This window comes from Virgibacillus sp. FSP13, assembly GCF_054048505.1.
In genome coordinates this window covers 1-16,941 of the sequence record NZ_JBSVKG010000019.1, presented here as the reverse complement: position 1 = coordinate 16,941, position 16,941 = coordinate 1, and the positions used below count along the sequence as shown (strand labels likewise).

The 16,941-nt window shown below is 38.8% G+C and carries 14 protein-coding genes, 1 rRNA gene and 1 other annotated feature; of the genes, 1 reads left to right on the top strand and 14 read right to left on the bottom strand.

All coding sequences use genetic code 11. From position 1 onward, the window contains the following. The 13 genes from ACW2QC_RS14650 to ACW2QC_RS14590 form a co-directional block, all read right to left on the bottom strand. Positions 1–510 carry an NYN domain-containing protein gene (locus ACW2QC_RS14650; RefSeq protein WP_457544702.1) on the bottom strand — a complete coding sequence of 170 codons (510 nt, stop codon included), beginning with the start codon at positions 508–510 and terminating at the stop codon, positions 1–3. A 3-nt stretch (positions 511–513) separates the two neighbouring features. Next, complete coding sequence (gene rlmB, locus ACW2QC_RS14645) at positions 514–1,257, bottom strand: 23S rRNA (guanosine(2251)-2'-O)-methyltransferase RlmB (RefSeq protein WP_457544701.1); 744 nt, start codon at positions 1,255–1,257, stop codon at positions 514–516. Position 1,258: 1 nt separating this feature from the next. Next, complete coding sequence (locus ACW2QC_RS14640; protein WP_457544700.1) at positions 1,259–1,657, bottom strand: Mini-ribonuclease 3; 399 nt, start codon at positions 1,655–1,657, stop codon at positions 1,259–1,261. Positions 1,658–1,659: 2 nt separating this feature from the next. After that, entirely contained in the window at positions 1,660–3,060 is a 1,401-nt protein-coding gene (cysS, locus tag ACW2QC_RS14635) for a cysteine--tRNA ligase (RefSeq protein ID WP_457544699.1), read from the bottom strand. Beyond that, positions 3,041–3,709, bottom strand: a complete 669-nt coding sequence (cysE, locus tag ACW2QC_RS14630; protein ID WP_457544698.1) for a serine O-acetyltransferase — start codon at positions 3,707–3,709, stop codon at positions 3,041–3,043. Before cysE ends, cysS begins: the two co-directional genes overlap by 20 nt. Before the next feature lie 53 nt (positions 3,710–3,762). Beyond that, positions 3,763–3,980, bottom strand: a binding site (T-box leader). A 43-nt stretch (positions 3,981–4,023) separates the two neighbouring features. Beyond that, a complete protein-coding gene (gene gltX / locus ACW2QC_RS14625; RefSeq protein WP_457544697.1) occupies positions 4,024–5,493 on the bottom strand; it encodes a glutamate--tRNA ligase in 1,470 nt (489 codons plus the stop codon). A gap of 281 nt (positions 5,494–5,774) precedes the next feature. Continuing rightward, on the bottom strand, positions 5,775–6,875 hold the full coding sequence (locus ACW2QC_RS14620; protein ID WP_457544696.1) for a PIN domain-containing protein: 1,101 nt from the start codon (positions 6,873–6,875) through the stop codon (positions 5,775–5,777). 196 nt (positions 6,876–7,071) lie between these two features. Beyond that, positions 7,072–8,445 carry a DNA repair protein RadA gene (gene radA, locus ACW2QC_RS14615; protein ID WP_457544695.1) on the bottom strand — a complete coding sequence of 458 codons (1,374 nt, stop codon included), beginning with the start codon at positions 8,443–8,445 and terminating at the stop codon, positions 7,072–7,074. A gap of 1,037 nt (positions 8,446–9,482) precedes the next feature. Continuing rightward, positions 9,483–11,909 carry an ATP-dependent protease ATP-binding subunit ClpC gene (gene clpC / locus ACW2QC_RS14610; RefSeq protein ID WP_457544694.1) on the bottom strand — a complete coding sequence of 809 codons (2,427 nt, stop codon included), beginning with the start codon at positions 11,907–11,909 and terminating at the stop codon, positions 9,483–9,485. 14 nt (positions 11,910–11,923) lie between these two features. Further along, the gene (locus ACW2QC_RS14605) at positions 11,924–12,988 is read right to left on the bottom strand and encodes a protein arginine kinase (protein ID WP_457544693.1); all 1,065 of its coding nucleotides are present in this window, start codon (positions 12,986–12,988) and stop codon (positions 11,924–11,926) included. Continuing rightward, a complete protein-coding gene (locus ACW2QC_RS14600) occupies positions 12,985–13,524 on the bottom strand; it encodes a hypothetical protein (RefSeq protein WP_457544692.1) in 540 nt (179 codons plus the stop codon). Before ACW2QC_RS14600 ends, ACW2QC_RS14605 begins: the two co-directional genes overlap by 4 nt. Before the next feature lie 33 nt (positions 13,525–13,557). After that, positions 13,558–14,025 carry a CtsR family transcriptional regulator gene (locus ACW2QC_RS14595; protein ID WP_457544691.1) on the bottom strand — a complete coding sequence of 156 codons (468 nt, stop codon included), beginning with the start codon at positions 14,023–14,025 and terminating at the stop codon, positions 13,558–13,560. 210 nt (positions 14,026–14,235) lie between these two features. Further along, a complete protein-coding gene (locus ACW2QC_RS14590) occupies positions 14,236–14,934 on the bottom strand; it encodes an MgtC/SapB family protein (protein WP_457544690.1) in 699 nt (232 codons plus the stop codon). A gap of 240 nt (positions 14,935–15,174) precedes the next feature. Here ACW2QC_RS14590 and ACW2QC_RS14585 point away from each other — a divergent pair, with 240 nt between their 5' ends. Further along, complete coding sequence (locus ACW2QC_RS14585) at positions 15,175–15,792, top strand: NUDIX hydrolase (protein WP_457544689.1); 618 nt, start codon at positions 15,175–15,177, stop codon at positions 15,790–15,792. A gap of 1,055 nt (positions 15,793–16,847) precedes the next feature. Here the strand turns inward: ACW2QC_RS14585 and rrf are convergent. After that, positions 16,848–16,941 (bottom strand): 5S ribosomal RNA (rrf, locus tag ACW2QC_RS14580); the annotation flags it as partial.

Sequence of the window (16,941 nt, the reverse complement as noted above, 5' to 3'; positions counted from 1 at the left end):
TTATTTTTCTCCACGACGCCATTTTTCAAATGTCTCGAGAACACTTTTTTGCAAAGGGATTTTTATTTGCGGTTTTACTTTTGCATACTGATCGATCCGCTTTTCTATTTCTGTCTCACTATTTTTTAACTCAATAAATAATTCTCTGGCAGATTTACGTAATGCACCACGACCGAAAATGGTACGTTGCTCTGCATAATCGGACGTGGCAACATATACTTGGTTTTCTACATTCTTTAATTTTTTTACCAACTTCTCAATACATTCATCAGCTGTTTCTTTTTCTTTTGTATAAATAATCTCGACTTGATATTCTTTTAGTTTATTCGTAATACCTTTAACAAAATAAGCATCAAACACAACGATTACACGATCACCTGTATGGGATTTGTATTCGGCCATTTGTTCAATTAAACGATCCCTCGCCTGTGCCATATCTATATCCTTTAACCTTTGTAACTCATCCCAGGCTCCAATAATGTTATAACCGTCAACAACGATAACATTCATAGGTTACTCCCCAAGCGGGTATCTTTTTCGAAACACTTCATACAAAAGAAGGCCGCATGCAACAGAAGCATTTAAAGAGGATACCTGACCTTTCATCGGTAAATTAACCGTCCAGTCACATTTATCTTTTACTAGCCGGCTCATCCCTTTCCCTTCGTTACCGATTACAAGTGCAATCGGCATCGTTCCATCAAGTAAGCGATAATCCTCCGTTCCATCTGCTTCTGTCCCAACAACCCAAATGTTTTTCGCTTTTAATTCATCCATTGTTGATGCAATATTCGTTACACGCGCAACAGGAATATGCTCCAAAGCACCCGCAGCTGTCTTAGCAACCGTTGCAGTCAATCCAACCGAACGACGTTTTGGAATAATGACTCCATGTGCTCCAGTTGCATCTGCCGTTCGTAAAATTGAACCTAAGTTATGCGGATCTTCAAGCTCGTCCAAGATGATAAAAAAAGGGGTTTCCTTTTTTGCATCAGCATTCGTAAATAAATCATCGATTGTGGCATATTGATAAGAGGCAACATATGCCACAACACCTTGATGGTTACCATCTGCTAGCTTATCCAACTTACTCTTGGGCACCTTTTGTACAATTGTATCGGCTTGTTTAGCTAGATGTTGTAATTTGCCTATCGAATTGGTATTTAAGTGTTCGGAAAGCAAAACTTTATTAACAGATCGACCCGATTTTAATGCTTCTATAACAGGGTTTTTTCCGATAATCATTTCCTGATCCATCTCACATACTCCTTTCCTCCACAAACATAATAGCTTGAGTTAATAATTCCGTTAAACGTTCATTGTTTTCAAGTAAGTAATGGTAGCCAACTAATGCTTCAAACGCTGTACTATATCGATACGTTTGAACACTAGTATTTTTGGGAATCGACCCTGATTTCGCATTTCTCCCTCTTGCAACAACGCGCTCTTCGCTTTCCGTTAAAAATTCGCTGTTTAACCAATGCAAAATGACGGCTGCCTGTGATTTTGCGGATACGAAGGTGACCGCTTTGTGGTGTAATTGGTTCGGCTTTACCTGGCCCGAATGAATCAGATGTTTCCTAACATGTACTTCATAAACAGCGTCACCCATATACGCAAGGGCTAAACTTTTTAGTTGCTTTACATCAAGTTCCATATTTAGCCTCTTTTCCACCGTGTCCCTTGCGGCGTATCCTCTAAAATAATTTGTTTCTCTTTCAAATCATCCCGTATCTCATCTGCACGCTTAAAGTCACGATTTTTTCTTGCTTCCACCCGTTCTTGAATTAATGCCTCAATTTCATCATCCAACAATTCCTCTGTTTGATTTATTTCGACACCAAGGACTCGAAGGAATTTTGCAATTGTTGTCTGAAACGAATCGATAACAGTTGTTGATGTCTGCTTCAATTCTACGTAAATATTAGCTTCCTTCGTTAAATCAAATAACACGGAAATCGCATTGGCTGTATTAAAATCGTCATCCATTTCCGCCTCAAACCGCTCTTTTAACTCATTTATTTTTTCTAACCACTGTTCATTATCCTTTTCCAAGTTCAAACTCGCTTGCTTACGGTATTCGAGATTATGGTAGGCCGTTCTAATACGATCCAAACTATTTTCAGCGCCCTTTAATAGTTCTTCGCTGAAATTAATCGGGTTGCGGTAATGGACACTCAACATAAAGAACCGGATCACCTGTGGATCGTGTTGTTCAATTAATTCACGTGTAAGGACAAAATTCCCAAGTGATTTAGACATTTTTTCATTATCAATATTTATATACCCATTATGCATCCAATACTTCGCAAATGATTTACCTGTCATCGCTTCCGATTGAGCAATTTCATTTTCATGATGTGGGAAAGTAAGATCCTGCCCTCCCGCATGGATATCAATCGTATCCCCGAGATATTTTTTTACCATGGCCGAACATTCAATATGCCAGCCTGGCCGACCTTTACCCCACGGTGCCTCCCAAGCAATTTCATCCGGTTTTGCCTTTTTCCATAAAGCAAAATCGAGTGGATCCGTCTTTTTATCTCCTATTTGTATCCGAGCGCCTGATCTCAGTTCATCGATCGATTGGTGTGAAAGTTTGCCATATCCATCAAAAGCTCTTGGTTTAAAATAAACATCCCCATCGACTGCATAGGCATACCCTTTATCAATCAATGTTGCAATAAAGTTAATGATATCATCCATCGTCTCTGTTACTCTTGGGTTGAGCGTTGCCTTTTTGACCCCTAAGGCTCCAACATCCTCTAAATAAGCATCAATGAAACGATCAGCTAGCTCAGGGACGTCCTCACCAACTTCTTTTGCAGCTTTAATAATTTTGTCGTCCACATCGGTAAAGTTCAATACATAATCAACTTCATACCCTCGATATTCCAAATACCTTCTTACTGTATCAAAGACAATCGCAGGTCTGGCGTTACCAATATGAATGTAGTTGTAAACAGTCGGCCCACAAACATACATACTCACTTTACCTTCTTGGAGTGGTACAAAGGTTTCCTTTTTTCGTGTCAACGTATTATAAAGAGTTATCGACATTTTGCTTCCCTTCCTTCAATTCAGCTATTTCTTTCCTTAATCCATCTATTTCCGCTTGCAAATGCTCACATTGTTTCGCTACAGGATCAGGCATTTTATGATGGTCTAAATCCCGGCGAACCTTTTCACCATTTTGAACAACGACCCGCCCCGGAATTCCTACAACCGTCGAGTGATCCGGAACATCGTGTAACACAACGGACCCACCACCGACCTTTGAATTTTCACCAATTGTAATAGATCCTAAAACTTTTGCCCCCGTCGATATTAATGCATTATCTTTAATTGTCGGGTGCCGTTTCCCTTTTTCTTTACCTGTTCCACCTAAGGTTACCCCTTGGAACACGGTCACATTATCACCGATTTCACACGTTTCACCAATCACGACACCCATGCCATGATCTATAAAAAAACGATGTCCAATCTTAGCTCCAGGATGGATTTCAATCCCGGTGAAGAATCGGCTTACTTGCGAAATAACCCGTGCTATAAAAAACAGGTTTCGTTTATAAAACGCATGCGCGATACGGTGCGACCATATCGCATGCAAACCAGAGTATGTTAAGAAAACTTCAAAATAAGTCCGTGCTGCTGGATCCTGTTCAAAGACAACATCCATATCCTCTTTCATCCGCTTAAAAATCCCCATTTGACTAACCTCCCTTATCATAAACCATAAAAAAAGCGCCTCTGTGCATGATACACAGAGACGCTTCAGGCGCGGTCCCACTCTGTTTGAAGATATATGTCTCTTCCAACTTAGTTCCTAATAACGGTAAGAATACCGCCGTTATATACATCGCTTCCATAACGGACTCTAAGGTGCATTTCAATAACGGTACTTAAAATCACTTGCAGCCGGTGATGATTCTCTCTGTGTAAGTAACGCGTTATTTACTTCTCCTTATCAACGTTCAATATTGTATTATTACTATATTATATTTTCAATCGGCTGTGAATCGATTAGGCTCCAAGTTCCGTAAGAATTTTATCCAAACGCGCCAATATAACATCTTTACCCAATAGTTCGATCGCCATCGGTAGTTCCGGACCATGCATTTGGCCAGTAGTAGCAACGCGAATTGGCATAAATAGTTTTTTACCTCGTTGCTTTGTTTCCTTCTGTGTTGCTTTAATCTCCGCTTTAATAGTATCTTTATTGAAATCATCTAACTGAATTAATTTATCCGTAAATACTTGTAGCACTTCTGGCACTTGTTCTTCACGCAAAATCTCCATAGATGCTTCATCATATTCAATATGTGTCTTGAAAAATAAATCAGTCAACTCGACAATCTCTGCACCATAGCGGAGTTGTTCTTTATAAAGGGCAATTACATTTTCCGCCCAAGTACGTGTTTCCTGATCCATATCCTCGGGTAGCTTTCCTGCATCAACTAAGTGCGGCAATGTTAAACCAATAACCGTTTCCAGATCCAATGATTTAATATATTCGTTATTCATCCACTTTAATTTCTGCGGATCAAAAATTGCAGCAGATGTTGATAGTCGCTCTGGATCAAATATCTCAATCAGCTTATCTTGCGTGAAGATTTCTTCCTCCCCAACCGGAGACCAGCCAAGCAATGTAATAAAGTTAAATAATGCTTCAGGTAAATAACCTAAATTACGATATTGTTCAATAAATTGTAGGATATGCTCATCACGTTTACTTAACTTTTTCCGATCCTCGTTTAAAATCAATGTCATATGCCCGAACTTAGGTGGTTCCCAACCAAATGCATCGTAAATCATCATTTGTTTTGGCGTATTAGAGATGTGTTCCTCACCACGTAAAATATGGGTGATTTCCATCAAATGATCATCAATCGCCACAGCAAAGTTATACGTCGGGATGCCGTTCTTTTTCACAATTACCCAATCACCAAAGTCGCTTGATTCAAAGGTAATATTCCCTCTCACAATGTCTGGGAATGTATAGGTTTTATTTTCGGGAACGCGAAAACGAATACTTGGCTTTCGTCCCTCTTGTTCAAACGCCGCAATTTGTTCGGCCGTAAGATTGCGATGTGCACCAGAATACTTTGGAGCCTGTCCCTTTGCTTTCTGCTCTTCCCGTTCTGCATCAAGTTCTTCTTCTGTCATGTAACATTTGTAGGCTAGTCCTCTTTCTAGCAAGTCATCAATATGCTTTTGATAAATATCAAGCCGTTCCATTTGACGATAAGGACCATAGTCTCCGCCAATATCCGCACCTTCATCCCATTCGATTCCAAGCCATTTCAAATAGTGAAATTGGCTTTCCTCTCCTCCGGCTACATTTCGTTTTTCATCTGTATCTTCTGTACGTACAATGAACTTCCCATCAAAATGTTTTGCATATAAATAGTTAAACAAAGCAGTTCTAGCGTTTCCGATATGTAAATGGCCAGTTGGACTTGGCGCATAACGAACACGAACTTGGTTAGTCATTTTGCTTTACCCCTTCCTCAGATGCTATTCTTCTATATTAATTATCGCACTTTCTTTTTACAGTACGTGTTCAAAAAGGAGGATAAAAAGGACCGAGAAGTTCGAGGCGGCGTAGCTTTGAGTACCGGAACGTATGCTATTAATACGTGAGGAACGGAAAAGCAAGCCAACGAAGAAATTCGATGTGTCATTTTTACCGGACTTTTTGAACAACCTTTTACAACAAAAAGCGATAACATTCTCTGTTATCACTTTTCTATTCCTTATAAGTTATACCTCTTTTACAAAGCTTTTTCAAGTAATTTTGGTTTTGCAAAAATCATACGACCTGCAGAAGTTTGTAAAACACTTGTGATCAATACCTCAATTGTTTTGCCAATATAATCTCGACCATCTTCTACTACGATCATTGTCCCATCATCTAAATATGCGATACCTTGATTTTGTTCTTTACCATCTTTAATCACTTGTACCATTAATTCTTCACCAGGCAATACAACAGGTTTTACTGCGTTTGCCAAATCATTGATATTTAACACGTGGACACTTTGAAGATCACAAACTTTATTTAAATTAAAATCATTGGTAACAACAATCCCGTTTATAACCTTAGCCAATTTAATCAGTTTACTGTCCACTTCCTGTATTTCTTCAAAATCACCTTCGTATATCTCTACATTAACCGGTAATTCCTTTTGGATGCGATTTAAAACATCTAAACCACGACGTCCTCTGTTACGTTTCAAGGCATCAGATGAATCTGCAATATGCTGTAATTCTCCAAGTACAAATTGCGGTATAACAATTGTCCCTTCTAAAAAGCTTGTTTGGCAGATATCAGCGATCCGACCGTCAATAATAACACTTGTATCCAGTATCTTTGGTTTTGGTTGGTGATTTTGCTCAGCACCTTCATTGCCAGGCTGTCGCTTCTTATCTCGGTCTTTCCGATTAAAATTAAATAAGTTCATCAACTCATCCCGACGTCTAAAACCAATTTGAAAACCAAAATAACCCAACAAAATCGTGATAAAGAGTGGCAAAACTTGTGAAACTAAATCAATATTAATGTCTGTTAACGGAATATTGATTAAAAAGGCTATTACCAATCCACCTATTAAACCGAAACTACCAAATAATAAATCCCCTACAGGAATCTTAATGAGTGCTTCTTCCACCCAACGCAAGAAATCAACAATATAACCCGCGACCAAATAAGAGAATAGAAATAAGATCAATGCACCAACTATCATACCTAAATATGGGGATGCAACCCAATCAGCTTCCGTAAAATTCAACAATTCAACTAAATCTGGTATATATAAATACCCAATGGTACCACCTGTAACAATAAAAAATAAATGCACAATTTTTTTCAGCACCACCGTCACCTCCTAACCTCAGTATTACCTGTTTTTACAAAAATTAGTCTAAAAAATGGAATTATAGCTACTACACAATATAAACAATAGCATAGCTGTTAAAAACAGTCAAATAGATAAACATAAAATTCTATCATACTAATTTATCAATGTCAATTCAAATCAACTCTTAATGGACAGTATTTTGCCAAAAATTTTACCTAGCAACGCCAACTTCCAACGCCTCCTGAACTGTTTTGACACCGATAACTTGAATTGATTTAGGTATTGTCCATCCATCTAAATTGTTTTCTGGACAAATTACACGACTGAATCCAAGTTTAGCTGCCTCCTGAACACGTTGCTCGATTCGAGAAACACGCCTCACTTCACCCGTCAGACCAACCTCACCGACAAATATATCATCTGGTTTTGTTGGTTGGTCCCTAAAACTTGAAGCAATCGACACTGCAATGGCTAAATCTATGGCAGGTTCATCTAGCTTAACACCGCCCGCAACTTTAATATATGCATCTTGGTTCTGTAACATTAATCCAACTCGTTTTTCTAATACAGCCATCAATAATGGAACACGATTTGCATCAACACCTGTTGCCATTCGGCGTGGATTGCCAAAGCTTGAAGGAGAAATTAATGCCTGAATTTCAACTAACACCGGTCTTGTCCCTTCCATTGATGCGACAACAGTTGATCCAGCAGCACCATGTGACCGTTCTTCAAGAAATATTTCAGACGGATTTAATACCTCACGCAGACCCGCTTCTTTCATTTCAAAAATTCCCATTTCATTTGTGCTACCAAAGCGATTTTTTACACTACGTACAATACGATAAGTATGATGTCTTTCCCCTTCAAAATAGAGGACCGCATCAACCATGTGTTCGAGCATTCTTGGTCCGGCAATAGCCCCTTCTTTCGTGACATGCCCGACAATAAAAATCGGGATTCCGTTTGTTTTAGCTATTCTCATTAATTCACTTGTGCATTCCCGAACCTGTGACACGCTACCAGGAGCACTCGTGACTTCTTCGCGAAAAATTGTTTGAATAGAATCAATCACGACAAAAGATGGCTTTACGTGCTCAATGTGATTTGCTATATCATATAAGTTCGTTTCGGGCAAAACATATAATGAATCAGCGGTTACTCCAAGGCGATCCGCGCGTAACTTTGTTTGTCTGGCGGATTCCTCTCCCGAAATATAGAGTACAGGTAATTGCTTGTCTGCTAATTGAGATGATATTTGTAACAGTAATGTCGATTTCCCAATCCCTGGATCACCACCAATTAATACAAGTGAACCTGGCACAATTCCACCGCCAAGTACCCGATTAAATTCCTTCATCGTCGTTGTAATGCGCGGCTCTTTTTGAGATTCAATCGTTGTGATTTTTTCGGGTTTACTAGCATGTTTTCTCTCTCCTGATAACCCGCTCCGATTCTTAATAGTAGATGCTTCCATTTCTTCTACTAATGTATTCCAATTATTGCAACCAGGACATTTTCCCATCCATTTTGCAGATTCATAACCACAATCCTGACATACAAATTTTGTCTTCCGCTTTGCCACTCCATCCATCCCTTTCAATCTAACTCTATTGTATACGAATTACATAACATTAAAGTTACAACAATCTATCATTTTTATAAATTCTATTCCATATCTATGCCACAAACCCCAAACGGCAATTGTTAATACCTATACGCCGAATGCAGACAAAAAAACAATCATTTACACACAACTTTCGTACCAATAAAATAAGATCATACAGTTAGCTAAGGCAAACGTTTCTAATAATTGCCTTGACAACTCTGGTAAACCTAAAGACTGTTAAGATTGAGACTGCGATTACTTGCTTTATTGAGAACATTTGTTGATTTATATACAAAATGCGTAATAACTAAAAAATTGCTTCCTCGCCGTTCCGGAAATACACTACGCTTTCCGGGGGCGGCTGCTGAGCCTCCTCGTGCTAGGTGCTCGTCGCGTTGCAAGTAATTTCGATGAAGTAGCGCTCCTCGCAACTCGAAGCTTACTCGGTGGGAGTTTTGCTCGTCGCACTGCGGGGTCTCACCTAGGCCTTTCCTCCCCCAGGAGTCTCCGCGTATTTCCTCCACTGGTTTCGCATTTACTACCATTAACTGTAGTAGTATGTGTTCTGTCAAGTCGCATCCTATCGCTTCACTAGTCCGGGTGAGTGGAGGGTGGTGACTCCTCGAAAAAGAAAAGCACTTTTTCTTCGTGCGATGTATCGCTGACGAAGCCTTCCTTGTCCTGCGGGAATAGCACGTGTCCGAAGACCCCGCAGAGTGGTTTTCTCGAGGAGGCTGAGGCCGTGCCCGCGGAAAGCATCCACCCGGAACGATCCCGGACGGTGGGAAATGCGCGTACTTATAGAAAAGAGTCCTGCAGTCACAGCTTATTTAAATGCGATTAATCCAAAGTCAACTTAAGCAGTGAATATTCATCCTTCCACATTTTATCAAGGCATATTTGTCTATTTCACGCCGCAAAAGTTGAGTCATTAAGAATAAGCTTTTTTGGAAAAAGCCAGCAGGAACATCCTACTGGCTTTGATATATTCACACAAGCTCAGGTGTTTTTGTCTAGGCTAAAACGGTAAATTCACCTTTATTATTTAGCCCGATTTTTACCTTTTGCCCTTTGGCGATTGTTTCTTTCAGCAATTCTTCAGAAAGTAGGTCCTCAACGTTTTTCTGGATCGATCGACGCAATGGTCGCGCTCCATATTCCGGATCAAAACCGTCGCTGGCAATTTTCTCTAAGGCTTTATCTGTCACAGAGAAGTTAATATCCTGCTCTTTTAATCGTCGTTGTAATTGTTGTACCATCAACGTAACAATGTTTTTCATATGTTTTTTCTCTAATGAATGGAATACAATTGTTTCATCGATACGGTTAAGAAATTCTGGACGAAATGCCTTTTTTAACTCTTCCATTACTTTTGATTTCATATCACTATATTCTTGGCCCTCTTCACCAAGGTTGAAACCAACATATTTATTCCGCTTCAACTCACTTGCTCCAACATTAGAAGTCATAATTAACACGGTATTGCGGAAATCAACTACTCTACCTTTGGAATCTGTTAATCGGCCATCTTCTAATACTTGTAATAAAATATTAAATACTTCAGGATGTGCCTTTTCAATCTCATCAAGCAACACAACGGAATAAGGTTTTCTCCGTACTTTTTCGGTCAATTGTCCGCCCTCTTCATAGCCAACATAACCTGGAGGTGAACCTACAAGCCGAGATGTGGCATGTTTCTCCATATACTCAGACATATCAATTCGGATCATCGCATCTTCATCAGCGAACATTGATTCTGCTAGAGCACGTGCCAATTCTGTTTTTCCCACTCCTGTAGGTCCAAGGAAAATGAAAGAACCAATTGGACGTTTCGGGTCTTTTAACCCTGCCCGTGCTCTGCGAATTGCCTTTGAGACTGCTTTTACTGCTTCCTCCTGACCAATGACACGATCATGTAAAACATCTTCCATGTTTAACAATCGATCACTTTCGTCTTTTGTTAATTTCGCGACAGGAACTCCCGTCCATGTAGAAACAACAGAGGCAATATCCTCAACAACCACCTCAGAGCTTTCTTGACCTTGTTTTTCCTTCCATTGATTTTTAGTTGTTTCCAAATCTTCTCGTAAGCGTTGTTCGGAATCACGTAAAGATGCTGCTTTCTCAAATTCTTGGCTTTGTACCGCCGCATCTTTTTCTTTACGTACTTCTTCAAGCTTTTGTTCCAATTCTTTCAAATTTGGTGGAATCGTATACGACCGCAAGCGGACCTTGGAACCTGCTTCATCAATTAAATCAATTGCTTTGTCGGGTAAAAACCGATCTGTTATATAACGATCAGATAAATTGGCCGCAGCTTCAATCGCTTCATCTGTAATTGTTACACGATGGTGTGCTTCATAACGATCACGAAGTCCTTTTAAAATTTGAATCGTTTCCTCTAAAGTTGGTTCATCAACTTGGATCGGCTGGAATCTACGTTCTAATGCTGCATCTTTTTCAATGTATTTTCTGTATTCATCTAATGTTGTTGCACCAATACATTGAAGCTCACCACGTGACAGAGACGGTTTTAAAATATTAGATGCATCAATCGCGCCTTCCGCACCACCAGCACCTATTAATGTATGCAATTCATCGATGAACAAAATGATATTGCCTGCTTGACGGATCTCTTCCATCACTTTCTTTAGGCGGTCTTCAAATTCACCACGATATTTCGTTCCTGCAACAACTGTACCCATATCAAGCGTCATAACCCGTTTATCACGCAATATTTCTGGAACCTCATTGTTAATAATTTGCTGTGCCAGGCCTTCTGCTACAGCTGTTTTACCAACCCCTGGTTCACCTATTAATACGGGGTTGTTTTTGGTACGACGGCTTAGCACTTGAATAACGCGCTCAATTTCTTTGCTTCGACCAATGACAGGGTCAACATTTCCTTCTTTCGCTGTTGCAGTTAAATCCCTTGCAAGCGAATCAAGTGTCGGTGTATTAGCATTGGTTGATTGGCCCCTACCTTGGCGACCTGCTTGTGATTCGTTACTACCTAATAATTGTAGTACTTGTTGTCGTGCTTTATTTAAACTTACACCAAGATTATTTAAAACACGAGCAGCAACACCCTCGCCTTCACGGATTAGCCCTAACAATATATGTTCCGTTCCTACATAGGAATGCCCTAGCTTTCTTGCCTCATCCTGTGATAACTCGACTACCTTTTTGGCTCTTGGTGTGTAATGAATCGTTTGCATCGTCTGTTTACCAACACCAATAAGCTGCTCCACTTCTTGCTGAATTTTTTCCACTTCTAATCCTAGCGACTGTAACGCTTTAGCGGCAATCCCATCCCCTTCACGGACAAGTCCTAATAAAATGTGCTCCGTTCCAATATTGTTATGGCCGAGCCTAACCGCTTCTTCTTGTGATAAGGCTAAAACCTTTTGTGCTCTCTCGGTAAAACGTCCAAACATCATATAGTTGTCTCCTCCTATTTTTCTAATTTTAACCGTTCACGAATTAGCGATGCCCGTAGTACATCCCGTTCATTGGCAGTCAAATTTTTCTTTGCATATTGCTGTAGGAATCCCGGCTGTGTAAGAATCATTAATTCATTAAGTATATTTCTTGAGACATTCTCAATTAAACCTAAATCAATCCCAAGACGAACGTTTGATAAACATATTGCCGCTTCTTTTGATTCGATAATACGGCTATATTTCAAAACACCGTACGAACGATAAATACGATCTTCCAAGCGGGTACTTGACTGTTCCATTAATCTTGTCCTTGCTCGTCGTTCATGTTCAATCAATTGCTTTACAACACTTTGTAAATCTTCAACAATATCTTCTTCTGACTTTCCAAGGGTAATCTGATTGGAAATTTGAAAAATATTTCCTAGTGCTTCACTACCCTCTCCATAAATTCCCCGGACGACAAGACCTAATTGGTTAATGGCTGGGATCATTCGATTAATTTGTCGTGTCAATGCTAGTGAAGGAAGGTGCATCATAACCGAGGCACGCATTCCAGTCCCTACATTTGTCGGACAGCTTGTTAAATAACCCCTTGTTTCATCAAATGCATAATTAATTTTCTCCTCCAACCAATCATCAAATTCGAATGCCTTCTCCAATGCTTTGTCTAGTTGAAGTCCTGGAAAATAAAGCTGCATCCGGATATGATCTTCTTCATTAATCATGACAGAAACTTGTTCGTTTTTCGAAATAAGTGCAGCAGCAACCTGTTTATCTTTGGCTAGATGTGGACTAATTAGATGTTTCTCTACTAGAACCCGTTTTTCTGTTGACGTTAAATCTGGTATTGATATGAATTCAAAATCTTGATAGTCTTGAAATGATCTATGTGCATATTCTGTTTCAAAAAATTGGCGAACCTCTTCAAGCTCCTCCTTTTCAGCGATAAGTGGAAAAGAAACCTGATCAAAGTTACGTGCCAATCGAATTCTACTGCTTAAGACAATATCACTGTCTGGCCCCTCTTCACGCATCCAGGGACTAATAGCCTCATCCATGAAGTTCTGCAATGTCATGAATTATCACCCCGCATTTCCTTTTCTAATTCTTTAATTTTATCGCGAACGGTTGCCGCCTCTTCAAATGCTTCTCGGTCGATCAAATTTTTAAGTTCCACTTTATAATCGTCCAGTTGTTTTTTGGCATGCAAATCGCCGCCCTGACGTTTAGGGATTTTCCCTGAATGTTTTGTGTTTCCACTATGAACCCGGCGCAAAATCGGGTCCAAGCGATCAGCGAATGTATGATAACATGATGAACAGCCAAATTTCCCAATGCGTTTGAATTCGGAAAACGTCATTTCACACTGTGGGCATTGCAATTCCTTTGATGGTGTAAATGCAGATGAATTATTATGATTCCCCATTGGCGACGATTCAAAGTTAAATAAACCTGTCAATAAATCATGAAGGGAATAACCTTCTTCTGGGTCAGTCATATACCCTTTTTCCTTTGCGCAGATTTCACATACGTGGACTTCTATTTTATTTCCATTAGTTAACTGGGTAAAATGAACCGTGGCGGGGCGTTTATGACATTCTTGGCATTCCATTATTTATTTCCTCCTCCCTTATCTTGCCTATCATTACTTATTCAGATATTTTAACGTTGTCAACATTGCTGTTAACACACGTGCACGTACTTCATCACGAAGCGGCAATTGAAATGCTAATGTATTTCGGCCAATTGCACTAACCATAATTTTAGCTTCTCGCTCTGTAATTAACTTTTCCTCTAATAGCCGTTCTAAAACGTCAAGAGCCGCCTGTTGTGTCACGGTGGGATTAATCATTTCAATAATTTCATCAAGTAATTCCGATTTCTCTTGGTGCTTCACTCGAATGATTCGAATATATCCACCACCACCACGTTTACTTTCTACTATATACCCTTTTTCCACCGTGAACCTTGTATTAATCACATAATTTATTTGTGATGGAACACATTGAAATTGATCGGCTATTTCACTACGTTTAATTTCAATAGCATCTTGAGCTGCCTGCTGAAGTATTTGTTTTAAATATTGCTCAATAACGTCTGAGATGTTACCCATGACCCTCCTCCTCTTGTTCCAATGAGCTAACTCTTCGTTGTTAATATCGTAATCGTTTTGACTTTGACTATCTTTGACTATGTTTATATTATACGACAAATTACAAGAGATGCAAACACATTGTTCCTTTTTATTTTAGACAATGTTGGAGGAATCAAAACCCATTATGTAGAGAAAATAAGATTCATCAATGAAGCATATCATTTCTGTTTAATTTCTCTCTGCAATATTTTTTACAAACTTTAATTTGGAAATCCCCTCAAACAATGACATCCTATCCAGATCAGAGTCTTGATGTACCTTTATAAAAATACTTCTCAAGTCATTTTCAACCTTGACAATTTCCACCTTTTTGATCGTTACATGATATGATTCCATGACAGATACAATGTTACTAATTTGCAAATCTGGCAATGCCACAATTTCAATCAGCATCGACGAGCGCCCTCTCGTAAATAGCCTCTCAAAATTATTAAGAAAGATTAAACTCAGCAGGATTACAAGTGTTGTAAAAACAGCTGTAGCGTACATTCCAATCCCAACAACCAATCCTAACCCAGCCACAGCCCAAATTGAGGCCGCAGTAGTTAAACCACGGATTGTACCACCATAAACAATAATCGTTCCAGCACCAAGAAAACCAATACCACTAATAACATATGAAGGAATACGCGTTGGGTCAAAACGCACATTTTCATAGCTATCAATATAAGCCTCAAAGCCATATAGTGATAGCAACATCATTAAGCAAGAGCCAATCCCTACTAGTATATGCGTACGGAAACCGGCAGAGTGATTTTTCATTTCCCGCTCAAAGCCGATCAACCCTGATAATAGTAATGCAATAAATACCCGTAGCATAATAAGCAGAAAATGATCCCCAAATAGTTGATCAAAATTTATTGCCATTCACACTGCCTCCTTCACAATTAAATGTATCGCTTCATTTTACAGTAAAGTAATCAAAATAAACAGTCAAATTTTCATGAACATTAATTCCATATATATGATTGTTTTAAAGGAAATATTTTGTTAGAAAAGGGTTTTTGAGCTTAATTATAGAATAGGTATGTATGATAAAAAGTGGAATTCGATACGAGGTTCAGGTTAATGCGTATGAATTTGAATAATAGGAAAAGGGAGTTATATATGAGTCATAAATGGCTAAATTGGGCAAAACAGATCCAATCTTTATCCCAATCTGGATTAGCCTTTTCAAAGGACAAATTCGATATAGAGCGATATGAAGCATTACGCCAAATAAGTATAGAAATTATAGCAGAATATACCGATGTGGAAATAGAAAAGGTAAAGAATCTATTTGCCAGTGAAACAGGATATCAAACACCAAAAGTAGATGTTCGTGGTGTCGTATTTAAAGATAACAAAATTTTAATGGTTAAAGAAAAGATTGATGATAGATGGTCATTGCCCGGGGGATTTTGCGACATAGGTTTGTCTGCCTCCAAAAATGCTATAAAAGAAATAAAAGAGGAATCAGGCTACGATGTGAAAGCAAGAAAATTACTTGCCGTTTTAGATATGAACGATCACCCGCATCCACCACAGGCCCATCATTATTATAAAATATTTATTCGGTGTGAGATTATCGGTGGAAATGCAAATACCGGAGTAGAAACAAATGACATTAACTTTTTTCCAGCAAATGATTTGCCAATCCTATCTACTAGCAGAAATACAGAATCACAAATTAATATGCTATTTGATTTTTTAAGAGATCCTGATAAAGCTGCTGTCTTTGATTGACCTGTTCTGGTAATCCTACCATTACGTAAAGTTTACAATTTAAGAATTTAAAAATTATGTTCATTTTTTAAAGATGGCTCTTTTTAACCAAAATGGGATTTTAATGCTGATTTTTGCGCCTTCCTATAATGGAGTTAACCATTTAAAATTTTTGTTACGATGTGATAAATTGATTTAGGCTGATTTTGTTTCTTGAATATTTACCTCGCAGCCCATGTTCTGTAGTCTTTTATAAAATATTCTTTTTTTCTTTTCTTGGAAGATAGCCCCCTCCAAGTTCTTTTTATGGGGTTTTTGTTTACAATATCTGGGGAATGATTTCTAATAAGAAGTGTGCTAATGCCATATTTGCATTATTGGTCCTCATCGGTTTACTAATCGATAATAAAAGGGGATTAACCTACTATCTTTTGTTTTCACCTGGCACATTACTGCCTTTAAAGCCTTTATTTCCCTTACCATTAAGTATGGAGTCTAGCAATACACCTCCAGAAACATCAAATACATTGGAAGCGTATGTGCTAAGTTTGTGATTAGCATTTTGTTATATCTTATGGATTCTATTTTTTCAGATGTTGTGTTGCCTAGAAGATTGCGGCGATAACGCGTCAAATCCCGTAAATCTCTAAATACTACTGGTGGGACAATATCACGTCCCAAGTAAGGATTAATTACTTGGGATTTTTCTCACTCCTATCATGGTGCCATTGCAGTTGCGACAATGTAGTTCTACTTTTTCCCCTTCATTCAAATCCACGCTAAATTCACCGATGATATATTCTGGTACTCCATCGGTTTTATGGCAATCTAAACATTTAGAGAGGACATTGAAGAGAGTCTTCTTCAAATGATTCCATCATACACTGATAGGACTTCTTTTCACGCTTTGCTTCTAATAATAATGAGATTTATTTTGTTCGCATAAATGTATGTAAATTTTGCTTTATAATGGGACCGTATAATCCATACCAACCATCCGAAAATGTTTTGGCGGAATGAGATAAATTTCCCTATTAAAAAAACTAAGATACAAATTATGCATCTTAGTTTTAGTTGCCTGGCGGCGTCCTACTCTTGCAGGGGCAAAGCCCCAACTACCATCGGCGCTGGAGAGCTTAACTACTGTGTTCGGCATGGGAACAGGTGTGT

Excerpts from the sequence above, each read along its gene's own strand:
- ACW2QC_RS14650 (WP_457544702.1), bottom strand. The coding sequence starts at position 510 with ATGAATGTTATCGTTGTTGACGGTTATAACATTATTGGAGCCTGGGAT.
- rlmB (WP_457544701.1), bottom strand. The coding sequence starts at position 1,257 with ATGGATCAGGAAATGATTATCGGAAAAAACCCTGTTATAGAAGCATTA.
- ACW2QC_RS14640 (WP_457544700.1), bottom strand. The coding sequence starts at position 1,657 with ATGGAACTTGATGTAAAGCAACTAAAAAGTTTAGCCCTTGCGTATATG.
- cysS (WP_457544699.1), bottom strand. The coding sequence starts at position 3,060 with ATGTCGATAACTCTTTATAATACGTTGACACGAAAAAAGGAAACCTTT.
- cysE (WP_457544698.1), bottom strand. The coding sequence starts at position 3,709 with ATGGGGATTTTTAAGCGGATGAAAGAGGATATGGATGTTGTCTTTGAA.
- gltX (WP_457544697.1), bottom strand. The coding sequence starts at position 5,493 with ATGACTAACCAAGTTCGTGTTCGTTATGCGCCAAGTCCAACTGGCCAT.
- clpC (WP_457544694.1), bottom strand. The coding sequence starts at position 11,909 with ATGATGTTTGGACGTTTTACCGAGAGAGCACAAAAGGTTTTAGCCTTA.
- ACW2QC_RS14605 (WP_457544693.1), bottom strand. The coding sequence starts at position 12,988 with ATGACATTGCAGAACTTCATGGATGAGGCTATTAGTCCCTGGATGCGT.
- ACW2QC_RS14600 (WP_457544692.1), bottom strand. The coding sequence starts at position 13,524 with ATGGAATGCCAAGAATGTCATAAACGCCCCGCCACGGTTCATTTTACC.
- ACW2QC_RS14595 (WP_457544691.1), bottom strand. The coding sequence starts at position 14,025 with ATGGGTAACATCTCAGACGTTATTGAGCAATATTTAAAACAAATACTT.
- ACW2QC_RS14590 (WP_457544690.1), bottom strand. The coding sequence starts at position 14,934 with ATGGCAATAAATTTTGATCAACTATTTGGGGATCATTTTCTGCTTATT.
- ACW2QC_RS14585 (WP_457544689.1), top strand. The coding sequence starts at position 15,175 with ATGAGTCATAAATGGCTAAATTGGGCAAAACAGATCCAATCTTTATCC.